We start from the raw sequence: 16,149 nt of genomic DNA on the forward strand, positions 1-16,149 counted from the left end.
GGCGTCGGTCCGGATGGTGGATGGTGGGAAGTAAGTCGATTGGATTGGTTTAGTTTCGCGGGGTGGATGTTGTGGCTCAGGGGTCGTCGCCGCGCTCAGGTGGGCGGGGCGGCGACCGAGCCGCGCTCGATCAGGGTCGGGGCGACGGTGGTACGGCGGACCCGGCGGTTGGTGTCGACGGCGGACGTGACCCGCGCGACCACGTCGGCGACCAGGTCGTCGAGCGGCCAGTGGAAGGTCGACAGTGGGGGCGTGAGCAGCTGGCTCAGCGGCTGGTCGTCGTACCCGAGCAGGGAGAGGTCTTCGGGGACGCGGAGGCCGAGCTCGCGGCTGGCGGCGTACACGCCGAAGGCCATCGAGTCGGCCAGCGCCAGGATGCCGGTCGGTCGTGGAGTGCTGCTGAGCAGCTCGCGGGCGACCTCGGTCGCGCCGGGCAGGTCGTGCGGGCACGGGAGGATGCGGACCTTCAGCTTCAGTCCGGAGGCGACCCGCTGAGCGATCTCCTCGGCCGGGCGCTGGATCTCGAAGCGGTGCGACGGGCTGAGCACCGCCACCGTCCGGTGTCCCGCGTCGGCCAGCCGGCGCAGCGCCGTACTGACGCCGCTCTCGTTGTCGAAGATCACCTCGGACTTCGCCGTCGCGCCGGCCAGCGCGTCGCCGATCGCGATCACGGGCGCCTGCTGGGCGATGTTGGCCCAGCCCTTCGCCGCCGGGTTGACCGGGATCACCACGATCGCGTCGGCGCGGTGGTCGACCAGGTGCTGGGCGAGCTCGAGCTGGCGGTCGGCGTCGCCGGCCGAGTCGATGATCCAGGCGTTCCGGTCCGGCGCCAGCAGCTCCCGGCCGAGCGCGGCCGCGAGACGCTGCTGCCAGAGGTCCTCGAGGGATGCGCAGAGCACGCCGACGGAGCCGCTCCGGCCGGACGCGAGGGCTCGGGCGACCGGGTCCGCTTGGTAGCCGAGCCGCTCGGCGGCCTCCTGGACGCGCTGGATGGTCTCCGGCGTCCCGTGCAGGCCGCGCAGCGCGTAGGACACGGCTGCCATCGACAGGCCGGTCTCGGCCGCGATGTCCTTGAGGGTCGGCCTCCGGGTGTTTCCGGACATGCCTTGAACCCTAGCCCGTCCGTCGGACAGAAACTTGACAACCAGCCCTTTGAAGCGCTTCACTCTAGACATCCTGAAGCGCTTCAATCTGATCAGGTCCGGGAGGAGGAGCCGTGATCGACGTCCACCAGCATCTGTGGCCGGCGGAGTTCGTCGACCGGCTCCGGGCTCGCCGTACCGCGCCGTACCTCGACGGGTGGACGCTGCACACCGCGACCGAGGCGCCGTACGAGTGCGACCCGGCCGCGCACGCGATCGACAAGCGGGTAGCGCTGGAGCAGGACGCCGGTACGGCGCTTGCCGCGGTCTCGCTGTCGAGCCCGCTCGGTGTCGAGCAGCTCGGTGATCAGGCATTGCTCGACGCATGGCACACCGGCGCGGCCGCACTGCCCGAGCCGTTCAAGGCGTGGGCGTCGGTCTGCCTGCTGGAGCCCGACCTTCAGGGCCTGGAATCCCTGCTGAGCAACGGATTCCTCGGTGTGCAACTGCCCGCGCACATCCTCGGCACGCCGGCCGGATGGACCGCGCAGGGTGAGCTGCTGGCGACTGCCGAGCGGCTGAACAAGCCGATCCTCGTCCACCCGGGCACCGCCGAGCCGATCGACGAGGCTCCCTGCTGGTGGGCGCCCGTCGTCGACTACGCGAACCAGTTGCAGGCCGCTTGGTGGGCCTGGCACGCGTACGGCGGCCGACGCGAGTTCCCGCTGTTGCGGCTGTGCTTCGTCGCCGCGGCCGGTCTCGCGCCGGTGCACCACGAACGGCTGGCCGCCCGCGGCGGCCGGCTCGGCACCATCGACCCCAACCTGTATGTCGACACCTCGAGCTACGGCCCGCAGGGGATCGACGCGGTCGCGCGGGTCCTCGGCATCGACCAGGTCGTGCACGGCACCGACCGGCCGTACGCCGGGATCACCGACCACCGCCAAGGCGCCGCCGCGACCGCGGTGATCCGCCACGACAACCCACACCGGCTCCTGTACGGGGCCGGGAAACCATCTCCTGAGAGGGGAGTGCAGTGACTGCTCAGCCCATCGACGTCCCGAACGTCCCGGCGCGCCAGCCCAGCCGGCTTGTGGATCTCAACAACTGTCTTTCGCTGGACAACCTCCCGGGCCGGGACCTCGACCCGCAGGAGCTGTCCGAGCTGGCCTCGTCGGTTGCAGCGCAGCCGCGCCTGTGGGAGGACAAGGTCGCCTACAGCGACGAGGAGCGGGTGTTCGCCTCGCTGCACCGCGACGCGAACGTCGACGTCTGGCTGATCTGCTGGACGCCGGTCAACGACACCGGCTGGCACGACCACGACGTCTCCTCGGGCGCGGTCGCGGTTGCGAAGGGCAAGCTGGTCGAGCACAACCTGGCGATCGGCACCGAGTCGATCGAGACCGAGGTGGAGGCCGGCGACGTCTACGGCTTCGGCCCCGACCACATCCACCGCCTGACCGGCCTCGACAAGGGCAGTGTCACCGTCCACGCCTACAGCCCGCCGCTGTGGCGCATGGGCCAGTACTCCGTCAAGGAAGGCGTCCTCCGCCGAGTCTCCGTCTCCTACGCCGACGAACTCCGCCCGCTCGACTGAAGCTGTCTGTACCGGCACCCATTCTCTGACTAAGGTCAGAGGATGGGTGTTGCGGTGGTGCGGCGGTTCAATCGGGTGGTTACTCAGCGGGTGGGGGCGTTGAGTGATGCGTATATGGCTCGGGATCGGTCGTTGGGGCAGGCTCGGGTGCTGTGGGAGATCGGGGACGGGTGTGACGTGCGGGCGTTGCGGGCCCGGCTGGATCTCGACTCCGGGTACTTGAGCCGGCTGCTGCGGTCGTTGGAGGGCGACGGGCTGGTCCGGGTCGAGCCGAGTACGGCGGACGCGCGGGTGCGGATCGCGCGGCTCACCAGGAAGGGCGCGGCCGAGCGGCAAGTGCTGGACAAGCGGTCGGACGAGTTGGCCGCATCGATCCTCGAGCCGTTGAGCGAGAGCCAGCGCGAGCGGCTGGTCGCGGCGATGGACGACGTCGCCCGCTTGCTGACCGCGTCGATGGTGGAGGTCGCCATCACCGATCCGCGGCAGCCGGAGGCGGCGTACTGCGTGCAGTCGTACTTCGACGAGCTCCGCGACCGCTTCGACCAAGGCTTCGACCACGCCCGGAGCATCTCGGCGGACAACGCCGAGCTGACGCTGCCGGCCGGGTTGCTGCTGGTCGCCACGCTGCACTCGGAGCCGGTCGGCTGCGGCGCCTTGAAACTGCACGGCGACGAGCCAGCGGAGATCAAGCGCATGTGGGTGTCACCAGACGCGCGCGGCCTCGGCCTGGGGCGGCGGCTGCTGACCGAGCTCGAACGCGAGGCGGTCGCTCGGGGCGCGAGCGCCGTACGGCTGGAGACCAACCGCAACCTGGTCGAGGCGATCAGCCTGTACCGCGCGTCCGGCTACACCGAGGTGCCCGCGTTCAACGACGAGCCGTACGCCCATCACTGGTTCGAGAAGTCCTTGAAGGCCTGAAATCCGCGAGGCGGCCGGCGGGCCTCTTCCCAGCGCAGCTGCATGCTCCCGGCCAGCTCCTCGAACCACCGGCCGAGCGCCGGATAGAGAGGTACGGCGGTGGCTGCCGCCGACGTGAGGGTCTGGACGATCTGCGTACGGCGCCTGACCGCCTCGGCTGGGTCCTGGTCGGTCGACGCGATCAGCCGCAACCGCGCGGCGCGCACGATCGCCCACGCCGCGCACCCCGTCGCCATCAGGTGCTCGTACGTCGAATCGTCCAGTGGACCGAGCCCGTCCCGGTACGCGCGGTCCACCTGAGCAAGCACGTCGTCGGGGAGGACCGCCCAGTACCCGTACGCCGGGAACGGGAGCCGCAAGCCGGCCGCGTCCATCCCGGGATGCCGGCGGCCGGCGCCTTCCAGGTCGACCAAGCGGGCCTCGCCGTCGACGAGTACGACGTTGTTCGGGGTGAGATCGCCGTGGGTGAAGGTGGCTCGGCTGCCGAGGTCGTCGGCCAGCGCCGCCAGTTCGACGTCACCCGGCGGCGGGAAGCCGAGCTTCGCCGCCGCGTCGACCAGCTCCGGCCACAGGTGGAGGGGATGATCGAGGAACTGCACCTCGTGGACGGCGGTGAAGTGCGGATCGACGGCGCTGTGCAGCTTGGCAGCGAGGCGTGCCATCGCCAGCAGACCCTCGGTCGCCGCATCCGGATCGTCGCCGAACAACAACTCCTGCACGGTCGGGCCGGGGCCGAGGTCGGACATCACCATCACCTGCTCGTCCTGCTCGTGTAGCTCGTTCGCCGACTCCTCGTTGCTTGCGAGGAGCACAGGTGCGAGTCCCGTCCCGCGCAGGTGGTTCAGCGCCAGCTTCTCGTTGCGCTGGAACTCGGCGCCACCACCCCAAGCGGTGCCGCCGCGCCGGAGTCCTTTCGCGATCACGGTGGGGCCGATGCCGTCGTACGGGCGATCGAGGATCAGCCGGGCGACCGGGGCCTGTTCGCCGCTGCCGAGGTCGATGCGCTCGACGACGCGGACCCCCAGGAGACGCTCGACCGTCCGTTCCATCCTGGTGACCCTACCGGCCGAGATGTCACTTGTTTGTCGGTTCCTCATCGATCCGGGCCGCTGCGTGTGTGGGCGGCGGGCGGCAGGGTAGACATGAGGGCAGTACTGACACCCGGGGGCGGGGACTAGTGGAGTGGAGGGGGACGGATGGCTTTTGCGATCGCGCCGTTGAACCCGGCGATCCTGCCGGCGGCCGCGGGCAACTACACGCACGGCGTACAGGTGGACGGCGCCCGGCGGATGGTGTTCGTCAGCGGCCAGGTGCCGTGGGGCAACGAGCACGGGCGGGTGCCGGAGAGTTTCGAGGCGCAGTGCCGGATGGTCTGGCGGAACGTGCTCGCGGTGCTGGGTGAGGCCGGGATGGGCGTCAAGAACCTGGTGAAGGTGACGACGTACCTGTCGGACCGGCAGTTCCGGGGGCTGAACTCGAAGATCCGCGAGGAGGTCCTCGGCGACCACGCGCCCGCACTCACGGTCATCATCTGCGACATCTACTCGGAGAACTGGCTGCTGGAGATCGAAGCCGTCGCAATGGCATGAAAAGCAGCCGGCCTTCGGCCGGGTAGTGGTGGGGGCCGGTGGCGATGGCGTGAGCGGGCCACCGGGTTGGTAAGTGGCTATGGATTCGGGGGGTTGGGAAACCTAGCGTCGGGTGTATGAGGATCAGGGTGGTCGACGCGTTTGCGGAGCGGGCTTTCGGTGGGAATCCGGCGGCGGTGTGCGTGCTGGCGGCCGGTGAGTGGCCGGACGCGGGCTGGATGCAGGACGTCGCGGCGGAGATGAACCTGTCCGAGACCGCCTTCGCGCGGCCGTCCGACCAGTCCGACGCGGACTGGGACCTGCGCTGGTTCACCCCGACGATCGAGGTCGACATGTGCGGGCACGCGACCCTCGCGACCGCGCACGTGCTGGCGGGCGACGGGCTGGTCGGCGGGAAGGTCCGGTTCAGCACGCGCAGCGGCATCCTGCTCGCGTCGGTCGGCGACGCGATCACGCTCGACTTCCCGATCTCGCCGACCACGGAGATCGCCGTACCGGACGGCTTGGTCGAGGCGCTCGGGGCGCAGCCGGAGAGTGTGCACAGCACCGGCGCGCTGACCGACGTACTGGTGGTGCTGCCGGACGAGGCGGCGGTGCGGGCAGTGACGCCGGACATCGGCGCGCTGGAGGCGGTCAACCGCCGCGACGGCAACCGCGGCACCATCGTCACTGCGCGGGGTCAGGAATACGACTTCGTCTCGCGGTTCTTCGCGCCCGCCGCCGGGATCCCCGAGGACCCGGTCTGCGGCAGCGCGCACACCGCCCTGGCGTCGTACTGGGCCGGGCGCCTCGGACGGGACGACCTGGTCGGCTACCAGGCCTCCGCCCGAGGCGGTGTCCTACAGGTCACCGCGGCTGGCGACCGCGTCTACCTGAGCGGCAGCGCAGTCACCACACTCGACGGTGAGCTGACGGTCTAGGCCCAGGTCTCCGCGTGGGTGGCGACGCCGTTCGGGGCGATGAGCTCGGTGACGACGTCCTCGGCGTCCGCGTCCAGCGGCTCGAACGGGTGCTCCGGTACGACGTACGCGCGGGCGCCGGCCACCATCTCGATGCCCGGGAGCTCGAACCACGCCTCGCCGACCTCACGGCTGATCTCGTAGATCGCCTGCTCGGCCGAGTCGACCGGGTCCTTCTCGCCGGTCTCGTCCAGCTCGGCCGGGTGCCGCTCCTGCGCGGCCCGGCCGGCCTCCAGCAGCGCGTCCAGGTCGACCACGCGCAGGTCGAAGCGTGACACCACGCTGATCACCTGGTCCTGCTCGACCTCTTCGTCGTCCTCGTCGTCGGCGCTGTCCTCCAGCAGCAGCGGCGCCGTACCGGTGTGCTCGAAGACGGCGTCGTTCCAGCTCTCGACGAGCTCCTCGAGCGCCGCGTTCTGGTCGTAGATCGCGGTCTGCTCCTCGTCGCCGGTCATCGCCAGCAGGGCCTCGGTGTGGGCCTGGAGCCGCTCCGCCAGCCGGCGGCTCGCCTCGGCGAGCGCCTCCCGGGTCTCCGCGGAGAAGAACTGCTCGGTTGGGGCGATATCCAGTTCAGTCACTAGCTGTTCTTCCCTTATCAATCAGTGGGCTGGTGATTGCCAGGCGTAAGTATGCGGACTACGGGCCGCAGCGCGAAGTCCCACCCGAAGATCACCGTCGGAATCAGTGCTCGTGAGAGCCCTGTGAGAGGTCTGTCAGCCGCTGTGAGAGGGCTGTGAGAACACTCCTGACCGGGCAGCGAGCGGTGTGCAGTGGGGTCATGAGCACTGTTTGTGTGAGGTGGCGCCGGCATGGCTGACGTGATCTACCTCGCCGTCACCGTCGTCGTCTTCGCGGCCGTCTGGTCCGCGCTGCGCGGAGTGGAGAAGTTGTGAGCGCCGAAAACATCGCCGGCCTGGTGGTCGCGGCGGCCTTGGTCCTCTACCTCGTCGCCGCCCTGATCTTCCCCGAGAGGTTCTGATGTCCGACACCGCCGCCGGCCTGTTACAGGTCGGCCTTCTCCTCGCGTGCCTGGCCGCGGTCTACCGGCCGCTGGGTGGCTACATGGCGAGGGTCTACTCGTCCGACCGCGACCTGCGGATCGAGCGCGGGGCCTACAAGTTGCTCGGCGTCGACTCGAAGGCCGACCAGACCTGGGCCGTCTACGCCCGGTCGCTGCTCGCGTTCTCCGCGGTCAGCGTCATACTGCTCTACGTCCTGCAGCGCGTGCAGGGGCACCTGCCGCTGTCGAACGGCCTGCCCGGCGTCGAGTCGGGGCTGGCGTTCAACACGGCTGCGTCGTTCGTCTCGAACACCAACTGGCAGTCGTACTCGCCCGAGCAGACGATGGGCCACCTGGTCCAGTTCGCCGGTCTCGCGGTGCAGAACTTCCTGTCCGCGGCCGTCGGCATGACCGTCGCGGTCGCGGTGATCCGCGGCTTCGCCCGGTCCAAGACGGACCGGCTGGGCAACTTCTGGGTCGACCTGACCCGGACCACGCTGCGGATCCTGCTGCCGATCGCGATCGTCGGCACCCTGGTGCTGGTCGCGACCGGCGTCGTACAGAACTTCTCCAGCGGTCACGAGGTCACCTCGGTGGTCGGCCAGACCCAGACGATCCCGGGCGGCACGGTCGCCAGCCAGGAGGTCATCAAGGAGCTCGGAACCAACGGCGGCGGCTACTACAACGCCAACTCCGGGCACCCGTTCGAGAACCCGAACCCGCTGTCGAACCTGTTCGAGATCTTCCTGCTGCTGCTGATCCCGGTCTGCATGACCCGGACCTTCGGTGTGATGGTCAAGGACAAGAAGCAGGGCTACGCGATCCTCGGCGTGATGGGCACGCTGTGGGCGGCCTTCACCTTCTCCGCCACGTTCTTCGAGAACCAGGGCGCGGGTACGGCGACCCAGGCGGCCGGCGCCGCGATGGAGGGCAAGGAGACCCGCTTCGGCGAATGGGCCTCCGCACTCTTCGCGAGCTCCACCACCGGTACGTCGACCGGCGCGGTGAACTCGGCGCACGACTCGTTCACCGCCCTCGGCGGCGGTACGGCGCTCTTCCACATGATGCTCGGCGAAGTCACGCCGGGCGGCACCGGCACCGGGCTCTACGGCATGCTGATCCTGGCCATCCTGACCGTGTTCGTGGCGGGCCTGATGGTCGGGCGGACCCCGGAGTACCTGAAGAAGAAGATCACCGCCCGCGAGATGAAGCTGGTCTCGCTGTACATCCTGACCACGCCGACCGTGGTGCTGGTCGGCGCCTCGGTCGCGATGGGACTGGCGGTGGCGCGGGCCTCGATCTTCAACACCGACAGCCCGCACGGCTTCTCCGAGGTGCTGTACGCGTTCACCTCGGCCGGCAACAACAACGGCAGCGCGTTCGGCGGGATCAGCGCGAACATCCCGTTCTACAACACCGCGCTCGGGCTGGTGATGCTGTTCGGCCGGTTCGTGCCGATCGTGCTCGCCCTCGGCCTGGCCGGCTCGCTGGCCCGCCAGCAACCGGTCCCGGTGACCCAGGGCACGCTGCCCACCCACAAAGCCCTGTTCGTGACGATGCTCGTCGGCGTCGTGCTGATCGTGACCGGCCTGACCTACTTCCCCGCACTGACTCTCGGACCCCTCGCGGAGGGACTGTGACCACGCTGTTGAAGCCGCCGGCGTCGAAGCCGGCGGTGACCCCGAAGAGAGCACCCTCGGGTCTGTTCGACCCGAAGATGCTGCTGACCTCCCTGCCGGACGCGCTGCGCAAGCTCGACCTGCGGGTGATGGTGAAGAACCCGGTGATGTTCGTGGTCGAGGTGGGCGCGGTCGCGTCGACCGTCTTCGCCTTCACCGACTCCAGCGTGTTCGTCTGGTGGATCGTGGTCTGGCTCTGGCTGACCGTGATCTTCGCGAACCTGGCCGAGGCCGTCGCGGAAGGCCGCGGCAAGGCCCAGGCCGAGACCCTGCGCCGGGCCAAGACCGAGACCACCGCCCGGCGGCTGGCCGGGGACCGGGAGGAGGAGGTGCCGGCCACCCAGCTCCAGCTCGGTGACCTGGTGGTCGTCGAGGCCGGCCAGATCATCCCCGGCGACGGTGACGTCGTCGAGGGTGTCGCGAGTGTCGACGAGTCGGCGATCACCGGCGAGTCGGCACCGGTCATCCGGGAGTCCGGCGGCGACCGCAGCGCGGTCACCGGCGGGACCAAGGTGCTGTCGGACCGGATCGTCGTGAAGATCACCACCCGGCCCGGCGAGAGCTTCATCGACCGGATGATCGCCCTGGTCGAGGGCGCGTCGAGGCAGAAGACGCCGAACGAGATCGCGCTGAACATCCTGCTGGCCAGCCTGACGATCGTCTTCATGATCGCCACGGTGACGCTGCCGACGTTCGCGAACTACGCCCGCACCGACCTGAGCATCGTGATCCTGGTGGCCCTGCTGGTCTGCCTGATCCCGACCACGATCGGCGCGCTGCTGTCCGCGATCGGCATCGCCGGGATGGACCGGCTGGTGCAGCGCAACGTGCTGGCGATGTCGGGCCGGGCGGTCGAGGCCGCGGGTGACGTGAACACGCTGCTGCTGGACAAGACCGGCACCATCACGCTGGGCAACCGGCAGGCGTCGGAGTTCATCCCGGTCGACGGCGTGACCGACACCGAGCTCGCGGACGCTGCCCAGCTGTCGAGCCTGGCCGACGAGACGCCGGAGGGCCGGTCGATCGTCGTACTGGCGAAGAACGGGTACGGACTGCGTGAGCGGCACACCGGAGAGTTGCCGCACGCAACGTTCGTGGAGTTCACCGCGCAGACCCGGATGAGCGGCGTGGACGTGGACGGCCGGCAGGTCCGCAAGGGCGCGGCCGGTGCGGTGAACGCCTGGATCCACGGTCACGGCGGGACCACCGACCCGAAGCTCGGCGAGATCGTCGACGGCATTTCGGCCTGCGGCGGAACCCCGCTGGTCGTCGCCGAGGCGATCGGCGGTACGGCGCGCGCGCTCGGCGTGATCCACCTCAAGGACGTGGTCAAGGAAGGCATGCGGGAGCGGTTCGACCAGATGCGCGCAATGGGCATCCGGACCGTGATGATCACCGGCGACAACGCGCTCACCGCGAAGGCGATCGCCGAGGAGGCCGGCGTCGACGACTTCCTGGCCGAGGCGACGCCCGAGGACAAGATGGCGCTGATCAAGAAGGAGCAGGAGGGCGGCCGGCTGGTCGCGATGACCGGCGACGGCACCAACGACGCGCCGGCGCTGGCCCAGGCCGACGTCGGGGTGGCGATGAACACCGGCACGTCGGCCGCGAAGGAGGCCGGCAACATGGTCGACCTCGACTCGAACCCGACCAAGCTGATCGAGATCGTCGAGATCGGCAAGCAGTTGCTGATCACCCGGGGTTCGCTGACCACGTTCTCGATCGCGAACGACGTGGCCAAGTACTTCGCGATCCTGCCGGCGTTGTTCGCGGCGGCGTACCCGGGCCTGGACAAGCTGAACATCATGGGACTGCACTCGCCGGAGTCGGCGATCGTGTCCGCGATCGTGTTCAACGCGCTCGTCATCGTGGCGCTGGTGCCGTTGGCGCTGCGCGGGGTCCGGTACAAGCCGTCCTCGGCGTCGTCGATGCTGCGGCGCAACCTGCTGGTGTACGGCGTCGGTGGCCTGATCACCCCGTTCATCGGCATCAAGCTCCTCGACCTGGTGATCTCGCTGATCCCCGGTCTCCGCTGAAAGGTAGTTGTTCATGGCAAGCAATCTGCCCGGCTCGGTCCGGCAGTTCGGGGTCGCCGTACGGGCCCTGCTGTTCTTCACCGTTGCCCTCGGCATCATCTATCCGCTGGTGATGACCGGGGCGGCGCAGGCGCTGTTCCACGGGAACGCCAACGGCTCGATCGTCCAGGTCGACGGCAAGGACACCGCATCGGACCTGATCGGGCAGGCCTATGGCAAGGAGTGGTTCCAGACCCGTCCGTCCGCTGTGGACTACAACGCGATGGGAAGCGCGGCCTCGCAGTACGGGCCGAACAACCCTGAGCTGCTGAAACTGATCGACCAGCGGCGCCAGGAGATCGCGACGCTGAACGGTGTCGACCCGTCTCAGGTGCCGCCGGACGCGGTCACGGCGAGTGGCAGCGGCCTCGATCCACACATCAGCCCGGCGTACGCCGCTCTGCAGGTGAACCGGGTCGCGCGGGAGCGTGGGTTGCCGGTGGCCACGGTCGAGAAGCTCGTGCAGGACAACACGGAGGGTCGCACCCTCGGCTTCCTCGGTGAGCCCCGGGTGAACGTGGTCAAGCTCAACAACGCGCTGGCCGCACTCTGAGAGCATGGACATATGAGCAGTAGCGGCCGTGGGCATCTGCGGATCTACTTGGGTGCCGCGCCCGGCGTCGGGAAGACTTACAAGATGCTGGGCGAGGGCCAGCGGCGGCGCGACCGCGGCACCGACGTCGTGGTCGGGTTCGTGGAGACGCACGGCCGGGTGCACACCGCCGAGATGATCGAGGGCCTGGAGGTGGTGCCGCGGCGGATCATCGATTACCGCGGCGCCAGCTTCACCGAGATGGACGTGGACGCCGTACTGGCCCGGCGTCCGGAGGTGGCGCTGGTCGACGAGCTGGCCCACACCAACGTGCCGGGCAGCCGGAACGAGAAGCGCTGGCAGGACATCGAGGAGCTGCTGGCCGCCGGGATCGACGTGATCTCGGCGGTCAACATCCAGCACCTGGAGTCGATCAACGACGTGGTCGAGAAGATCACCGGCGTACCGCAGCAGGAGAAGGTGCCGGACCGGGTGGTCCGCGCGGCCGACCAGATCGAGCTCGTCGACATGACCCCGGAGGCGTTGCGCCGGCGGATGGCGCACGGCAACGTCTACGCGGCGGACAAGGTGGACGCTGCCCTGGGCAACTACTTCCGGGTCGGCAACCTGTCCGCTTTGCGCGAACTCGCGCTGCTCTGGCTCGCCGACCGGGTGGACGCGGGCCTGCAGCAATACCGTGCCCAACATGACATCGACTCGACCTGGGAAGCCAGGGAGCGGGTGGTGGTCGCCCTCACCGGCGGCCCCGAGGGCGAGACACTGATCCGGCGTGCCGCCCGCATCGCCGCCAGGTCCTCCGGTGGAGACCTGCTCGCAGTCCACGTCGCCCGCTCCGACGGTCTGACCGGCGCCAACCCGAAGCGCCTCGCCGAACAGCGCAACCTGGTCGAGAGCATCGGCGGCACGTACCACCAGGTCGTCGGGGACGACGTACCCGCGGCCCTGCTGACCTTCGCCCGGGCCGAGAACGCCACCCAGCTGGTGCTGGGCGGCAGCCGGCGCTCGCGGTTCAGCTCGCTGCTCACCGGGCCCGGGATCGGGGTCAGCACGATCCGCGACTCCGGCGACATCGACGTACACATCGTCACTCACTCGCAGATGGGCCGCGGCCGGTTGCCGCGGCTGCACGGCAGTCTGTCCCGGCGGCGCAGGATCCAGGGCTTCGTCCTCTCCGTCGTACTGCCGCCAGTCCTCGCGCTGCTGCTCGGGCTAGGCGGCGACACCCTGAACCTGACCAGCAACGTGCTGGCGTTCCTGCTGGCGGTCGTCGTGGTCGCCCTCGTCGGCGGGATGTGGCCGGCGATGGTCACCGCGGTCGGTGGTTCGCTGGTCCTGAACTACTTCTTCACTCCGCCGACGCGGACGTTCACGATCGCTGAGCTGAACAATGCGCTCGCGCTGGTGATCTTCGTGCTCGTCGCGGCGATGGTGAGCTCGGTCGTGGACCGGGCAGCCAGACGGACCAGACAGGCCGCCCGAGCGGCGGCCGAGTCGGAGACGTTGGCGACCCTGGCCGGGTCTGTGCTGCGGGGCGAGACCGCGCTGCCTGCCCTCCTCGAGCGGGTCCGCGAAGCCTTCGGGATGACCGGGGCGTGCCTGATGGAGCGGGTGGACGACGACGAGCTGACCGAGGTCTGGCGGCCGTTGGCGACGGCCGGCACCATGACCTGCGGCCGCCCGGAGGACGGCGACGCGGAGATCCCGGCACGCGAGAATCTCGTCCTGGTTCTGCAGGGGCATCGGCTGGCCGCAGACGAGCGCCGCCTGGTCGGTGCGTTCGCTGCGCACGCTGCCGCGCTGGTGGACAAGGCCCGGCTGAGCGAGGCCGCCGCCGAGGCCAAACCGCTCGCTGAGGCAGACAGGCTCCGTACGGCGTTGCTCCGCGCCGTCGGCCATGATCTTCGGTCACCACTCGCTTCGGCGAAGGCGTCGGTGACCAGCCTGCGCAGTGACGACGTCGAGTGGAGTGAGTCGGAGCGCGCCGAGCTCCTGGAGACCGCGGACGAGTCGCTGGACCGGCTGACGCGTCTGGTGGACAACTTGCTCGACCTGAGTCGCCTGCAGGCCGGCGTACTCCCCGTCTTCACTCGGCCGATGGCGCTGGACGAGGTGATGCCCGGCGCACTCGCGGAGCTCGGCGACGACGGCGACAAGGTGACGGTGGACATCCCGCACACGCTGCCGCTGGTCGAAGCCGACCCGGCGTTGCTCGAGCGAGTGATCGTGAACCTGCTCGGGAACGCGCTGCGCTACTCGCCTGCGGGGCGTCCGCCGTTGCTGACCGGGAGCGCGCTCGGCGACACCGTGGAGATCCGGGTGATCGATCGCGGTCCAGGGATCCCGCGCGAGCACCGGGACCGGGTGTTCGCGCCGTTCCAGCGGCTCGGCGACACCGACAACACCGTCGGCGTCGGCCTCGGCCTCGCGCTCGCCCGCGGTCTCGCCGAGGCGATGAGCGGGACTCTGCAGCCGGAGGACACGCCCGGCGGCGGGTTGACCATGGTGGTTGCGATCCCGACCGCAACCCTGCGCCCGGCCGACGCGCCGGTGCCGGGCGCCCGCGAACGCTCTGCGCCGGAGGTGCATGAATGACCCGCGTCCTGGTGGTCGATGACGAACCACAGATCGTGCGGGCGTTGCAGATCAATCTGCGGGCCCGGGGGTACGAGGTGCATCTGGCCGGCTCGGGTACGGCGGCGTTGAAGGTCGCGGCGCAGCACCCGCCGGAACTCGTGATCCTCGACCTCGGGCTGCCGGACTTCGACGGAGTCGACGTGATCCGCGGCCTGCGCGGCTGGACCGAGGCGCCGATCCTGGTGCTGTCCGGCCGAACCGACCAGACGGACAAGGTCGAGGCGCTGGACGCCGGCGCCGACGACTACGTGACCAAGCCGTTCGGGATCGACGAGCTGCTGGCCCGGATGCGTGCCGTACTGCGCCGCAGCAATCCCTCCCAGGACCAGCCGGTCGTCACAGTCGGCGGCGCGTCGGTCGACCTGGCCGCCAAGCGGGTCACGCTCGGGAACGGCGAGGACATCCGGCTCACTCCCACCGAATGGCACCTGCTCGAGGTCCTGGTCCGGCACCCGGGCAAGCTGATGTCCCAACGGCAACTCCTCACGGAGGTCTGGGGCCCGGGCTACGAAACCGCCAGCGGCAACCTCCGCTTCTACATGGGCCAACTCCGCCGCAAACTCGAGCCGGACCCGGCCCGCCCCAAACACCTCCTCACCGAACCAGGCATGGGCTACCGCTTCGAACCGTGAACGTGGTGTGAGCCCACGCGTGCTTCGCGGTCGCTCCTGCGTCGCGCCCGCTGCGCGCGCTCCCTCCCGCCCCCGGCTTGACGCCGTGCATTCTTTGCCCGGCTGCCGCCGGGCGGTTTGCGGGATGCCGCCCGCGGTTGACGGCGTGCTTTGGTGGGGTGGGGCGGACTGCGGTGCGTGGTGGTGTGGTGTGGAGGCGCTGGAGAGGTGTGGTTGGTGGGACCGGCCGCGATTGGGGTGCGGATGGTGTGAGCGCACGCATGCTGTCGGCCGGGGTGAGAGTCGACGTGGCTACAGCCGGGGGTCTGCGGAGGGACTGGGGAGCTTGCACAGGTTGTTTCGTGTGTAAGTCCACGGCAGGGTGGGCAAGCCCCCGAGAGCTGCCCCGAGAGTTGCGCCGGCTGGCCTTGCTCCGGTAGCGGAACGGCTTCGGGCGTTGGGGGTGATCGGGACTCCCTGTCGAGCAGGAGGAAGCCCGTCCCCGGCGGAGGCGGCGGGCGAGGGGGCGGGGTTGTCTGTTTTGTTCAAGAGATTGGGGGTGGGGTGCGTCAAGGTGGGGGTATGGACATCTTGGGTGCGGGACGGGATTTCGTACGGCGGGAAGGGCGGCTGCTCGAGGGGCGGGTGTTCGCGACGGTCTTCGAGGGGGCCAACTCGGCTGGGGTTGTGGACGCGTTGCGCGGCTACCGGAACGTGGATGGTGGGTTCGGGCACGGGCTCGAGCCGGACAAGCGGTGTCCGGACAGTCTGCCGCTGGACGTGCAGGTTGCGTTCGAGACGATGCTGACGGCCGGGGCGCGTGACGAGGAGATGATCCGGCGGGCCGTCGACTGGCTGCAGTCGATCGCGACGCCCGATGGTGCGGTCCCGCTCTGCGGCCCGGCTGTCGAGGGCTACCCGCGGGCCGAGCACATCAGCGAGTGGACCTACGAGCCGAGCCTCAACCCGACGGCCGGCCTGGTCGGGCAGCTCTACCGGTTCGGCTTCGAGCACCCGTGGCGGGACAAGGCCGCCGCCTGGTGTGCCGCCGAGCTCGCGAAGGGCTTCCCGGAGGATGCCCACTCGATGCATGTCTCGATGGAGTTCCTCGAGCACACGGACGACGTCGACCTCGACAAGATCCGCGACTGGCTGCCCAAGCTCAACTGGTACCGCGCCGACGCCGCGGATCCGACGTACGGCGTCACCCCGCTGCACTTCGCCCCGACCCCGGACAGCTTCTGGCGGCCGCTCTTCGACGACGCCCAGATCGAGGCCCACCTCGACCGCCTGATCGCCGACCAGCAGCCGGACGGCGGCTGGGCCCTGACCTGGGAACCTCCGAGTCAGGCCGCCACCCTCGAGTACCGAGGCGTCGTCACCATCGCCGCCCTCCGCACTCTGAAGGCGTACGGCCGACTCTGAAAGGATGTGCGTTCGGCTCTGAAGATC

15 protein-coding genes are annotated in these 16,149 nt (G+C 69.6%); 12 read left to right on the top strand and 3 right to left on the bottom strand.

What is annotated here, in order from left to right; all coding sequences use genetic code 11:
• Nucleotides 1-95 precede the first annotated feature (95 nt).
• A complete protein-coding gene (locus ACIBGM_RS10020) occupies nucleotides 96-1,103 on the bottom strand; it encodes a LacI family DNA-binding transcriptional regulator (RefSeq protein ID WP_396385118.1) in 1,008 nt (335 codons plus the stop codon).
• 113 nt (nucleotides 1,104-1,216) lie between these two features.
• Here ACIBGM_RS10020 and ACIBGM_RS10025 point away from each other — a divergent pair, with 113 nt between their 5' ends.
• From ACIBGM_RS10025 to ACIBGM_RS10035, 3 genes are all read left to right on the top strand, one after another.
• Nucleotides 1,217-2,122, top strand: a complete 906-nt coding sequence (locus tag ACIBGM_RS10025; RefSeq protein WP_396385120.1) for an amidohydrolase family protein — start codon at nucleotides 1,217-1,219, stop codon at nucleotides 2,120-2,122.
• The gene (locus ACIBGM_RS10030) at nucleotides 2,119-2,679 is read left to right on the top strand and encodes a cysteine dioxygenase family protein (protein WP_360514619.1); all 561 of its coding nucleotides are present in this window, start codon (nucleotides 2,119-2,121) and stop codon (nucleotides 2,677-2,679) included. The genes ACIBGM_RS10025 and ACIBGM_RS10030 overlap by 4 nt, the downstream gene beginning before the upstream one ends.
• A gap of 114 nt (nucleotides 2,680-2,793) precedes the next feature.
• Entirely contained in the window at nucleotides 2,794-3,597 is an 804-nt protein-coding gene (locus ACIBGM_RS10035) for a GNAT family N-acetyltransferase (RefSeq protein ID WP_396385122.1), read from the top strand.
• On the opposite strand, the gene ACIBGM_RS10040 is transcribed toward ACIBGM_RS10035, so the two are convergent.
• Nucleotides 3,567-4,646 (bottom strand): phosphotransferase family protein, encoded by a 1,080-nt coding sequence (locus ACIBGM_RS10040; RefSeq protein ID WP_396385123.1) that lies wholly within the window; start codon nucleotides 4,644-4,646, stop codon nucleotides 3,567-3,569. The genes ACIBGM_RS10035 and ACIBGM_RS10040 overlap by 31 nt on opposite strands.
• A gap of 147 nt (nucleotides 4,647-4,793) precedes the next feature.
• Between ACIBGM_RS10040 and ACIBGM_RS10045 the strand changes: the two genes are divergently transcribed.
• Nucleotides 4,794-5,186 carry a RidA family protein gene (locus ACIBGM_RS10045; protein ID WP_396385125.1) on the top strand — a complete coding sequence of 131 codons (393 nt, stop codon included), beginning with the start codon at nucleotides 4,794-4,796 and terminating at the stop codon, nucleotides 5,184-5,186.
• 116 nt (nucleotides 5,187-5,302) lie between these two features.
• Nucleotides 5,303-6,106 carry a PhzF family phenazine biosynthesis protein gene (locus ACIBGM_RS10050; RefSeq protein WP_360514628.1) on the top strand — a complete coding sequence of 268 codons (804 nt, stop codon included), beginning with the start codon at nucleotides 5,303-5,305 and terminating at the stop codon, nucleotides 6,104-6,106.
• Here ACIBGM_RS10050 and ACIBGM_RS10055 read toward each other — a convergent pair.
• The gene (locus tag ACIBGM_RS10055; protein WP_360514631.1) at nucleotides 6,103-6,723 is read right to left on the bottom strand and encodes a hypothetical protein; all 621 of its coding nucleotides are present in this window, start codon (nucleotides 6,721-6,723) and stop codon (nucleotides 6,103-6,105) included. The genes ACIBGM_RS10050 and ACIBGM_RS10055 overlap by 4 nt on opposite strands.
• 311 nt (nucleotides 6,724-7,034) lie before the next feature.
• On the opposite strand from ACIBGM_RS10055, the gene kdpF reads away from it, so the two are divergent.
• The 7 genes from kdpF to ACIBGM_RS10090 all read left to right on the top strand — a co-directional run bounded on the left by kdpF (nucleotide 7,035) and on the right by ACIBGM_RS10090 (nucleotide 16,122).
• Nucleotides 7,035-7,124 carry a K(+)-transporting ATPase subunit F gene (gene kdpF, locus ACIBGM_RS10060; protein ID WP_130442715.1) on the top strand — a complete coding sequence of 30 codons (90 nt, stop codon included), beginning with the start codon at nucleotides 7,035-7,037 and terminating at the stop codon, nucleotides 7,122-7,124.
• On the top strand, nucleotides 7,124-8,785 hold the full coding sequence (gene kdpA / locus ACIBGM_RS10065; protein ID WP_396385126.1) for a potassium-transporting ATPase subunit KdpA: 1,662 nt from the start codon (nucleotides 7,124-7,126) through the stop codon (nucleotides 8,783-8,785). The genes kdpF and kdpA overlap by 1 nt, the downstream gene beginning before the upstream one ends.
• Nucleotides 8,782-10,860, top strand: a complete 2,079-nt coding sequence (gene kdpB, locus ACIBGM_RS10070; RefSeq protein ID WP_396385127.1) for a potassium-transporting ATPase subunit KdpB — start codon at nucleotides 8,782-8,784, stop codon at nucleotides 10,858-10,860. Before kdpA ends, kdpB begins: the two co-directional genes overlap by 4 nt.
• Before the next feature lie 13 nt (nucleotides 10,861-10,873).
• The gene (gene kdpC / locus ACIBGM_RS10075) at nucleotides 10,874-11,452 is read left to right on the top strand and encodes a potassium-transporting ATPase subunit KdpC (protein WP_396385128.1); all 579 of its coding nucleotides are present in this window, start codon (nucleotides 10,874-10,876) and stop codon (nucleotides 11,450-11,452) included.
• 12 nt (nucleotides 11,453-11,464) lie between these two features.
• Nucleotides 11,465-14,044 (top strand): DUF4118 domain-containing protein, encoded by a 2,580-nt coding sequence (locus ACIBGM_RS10080; RefSeq protein ID WP_396385129.1) that lies wholly within the window; start codon nucleotides 11,465-11,467, stop codon nucleotides 14,042-14,044.
• Nucleotides 14,041-14,718 carry a response regulator gene (locus ACIBGM_RS10085; RefSeq protein ID WP_396385130.1) on the top strand — a complete coding sequence of 226 codons (678 nt, stop codon included), beginning with the start codon at nucleotides 14,041-14,043 and terminating at the stop codon, nucleotides 14,716-14,718. The genes ACIBGM_RS10080 and ACIBGM_RS10085 overlap by 4 nt, the downstream gene beginning before the upstream one ends.
• Before the next feature lie 561 nt (nucleotides 14,719-15,279).
• Nucleotides 15,280-16,122, top strand: coding sequence for a hypothetical protein (locus tag ACIBGM_RS10090; protein ID WP_396385131.1), 843 nt, complete (start codon nucleotides 15,280-15,282; stop codon nucleotides 16,120-16,122).
• Nucleotides 16,123-16,149: the final 27 nt, after the last annotated feature.

Origin of the sequence: Kribbella sp. NPDC050470 (assembly GCF_044458365.1) — a bacterium.
Taxonomy (GTDB): Bacteria; Actinomycetota; Actinomycetes; order Propionibacteriales; family Kribbellaceae; genus Kribbella.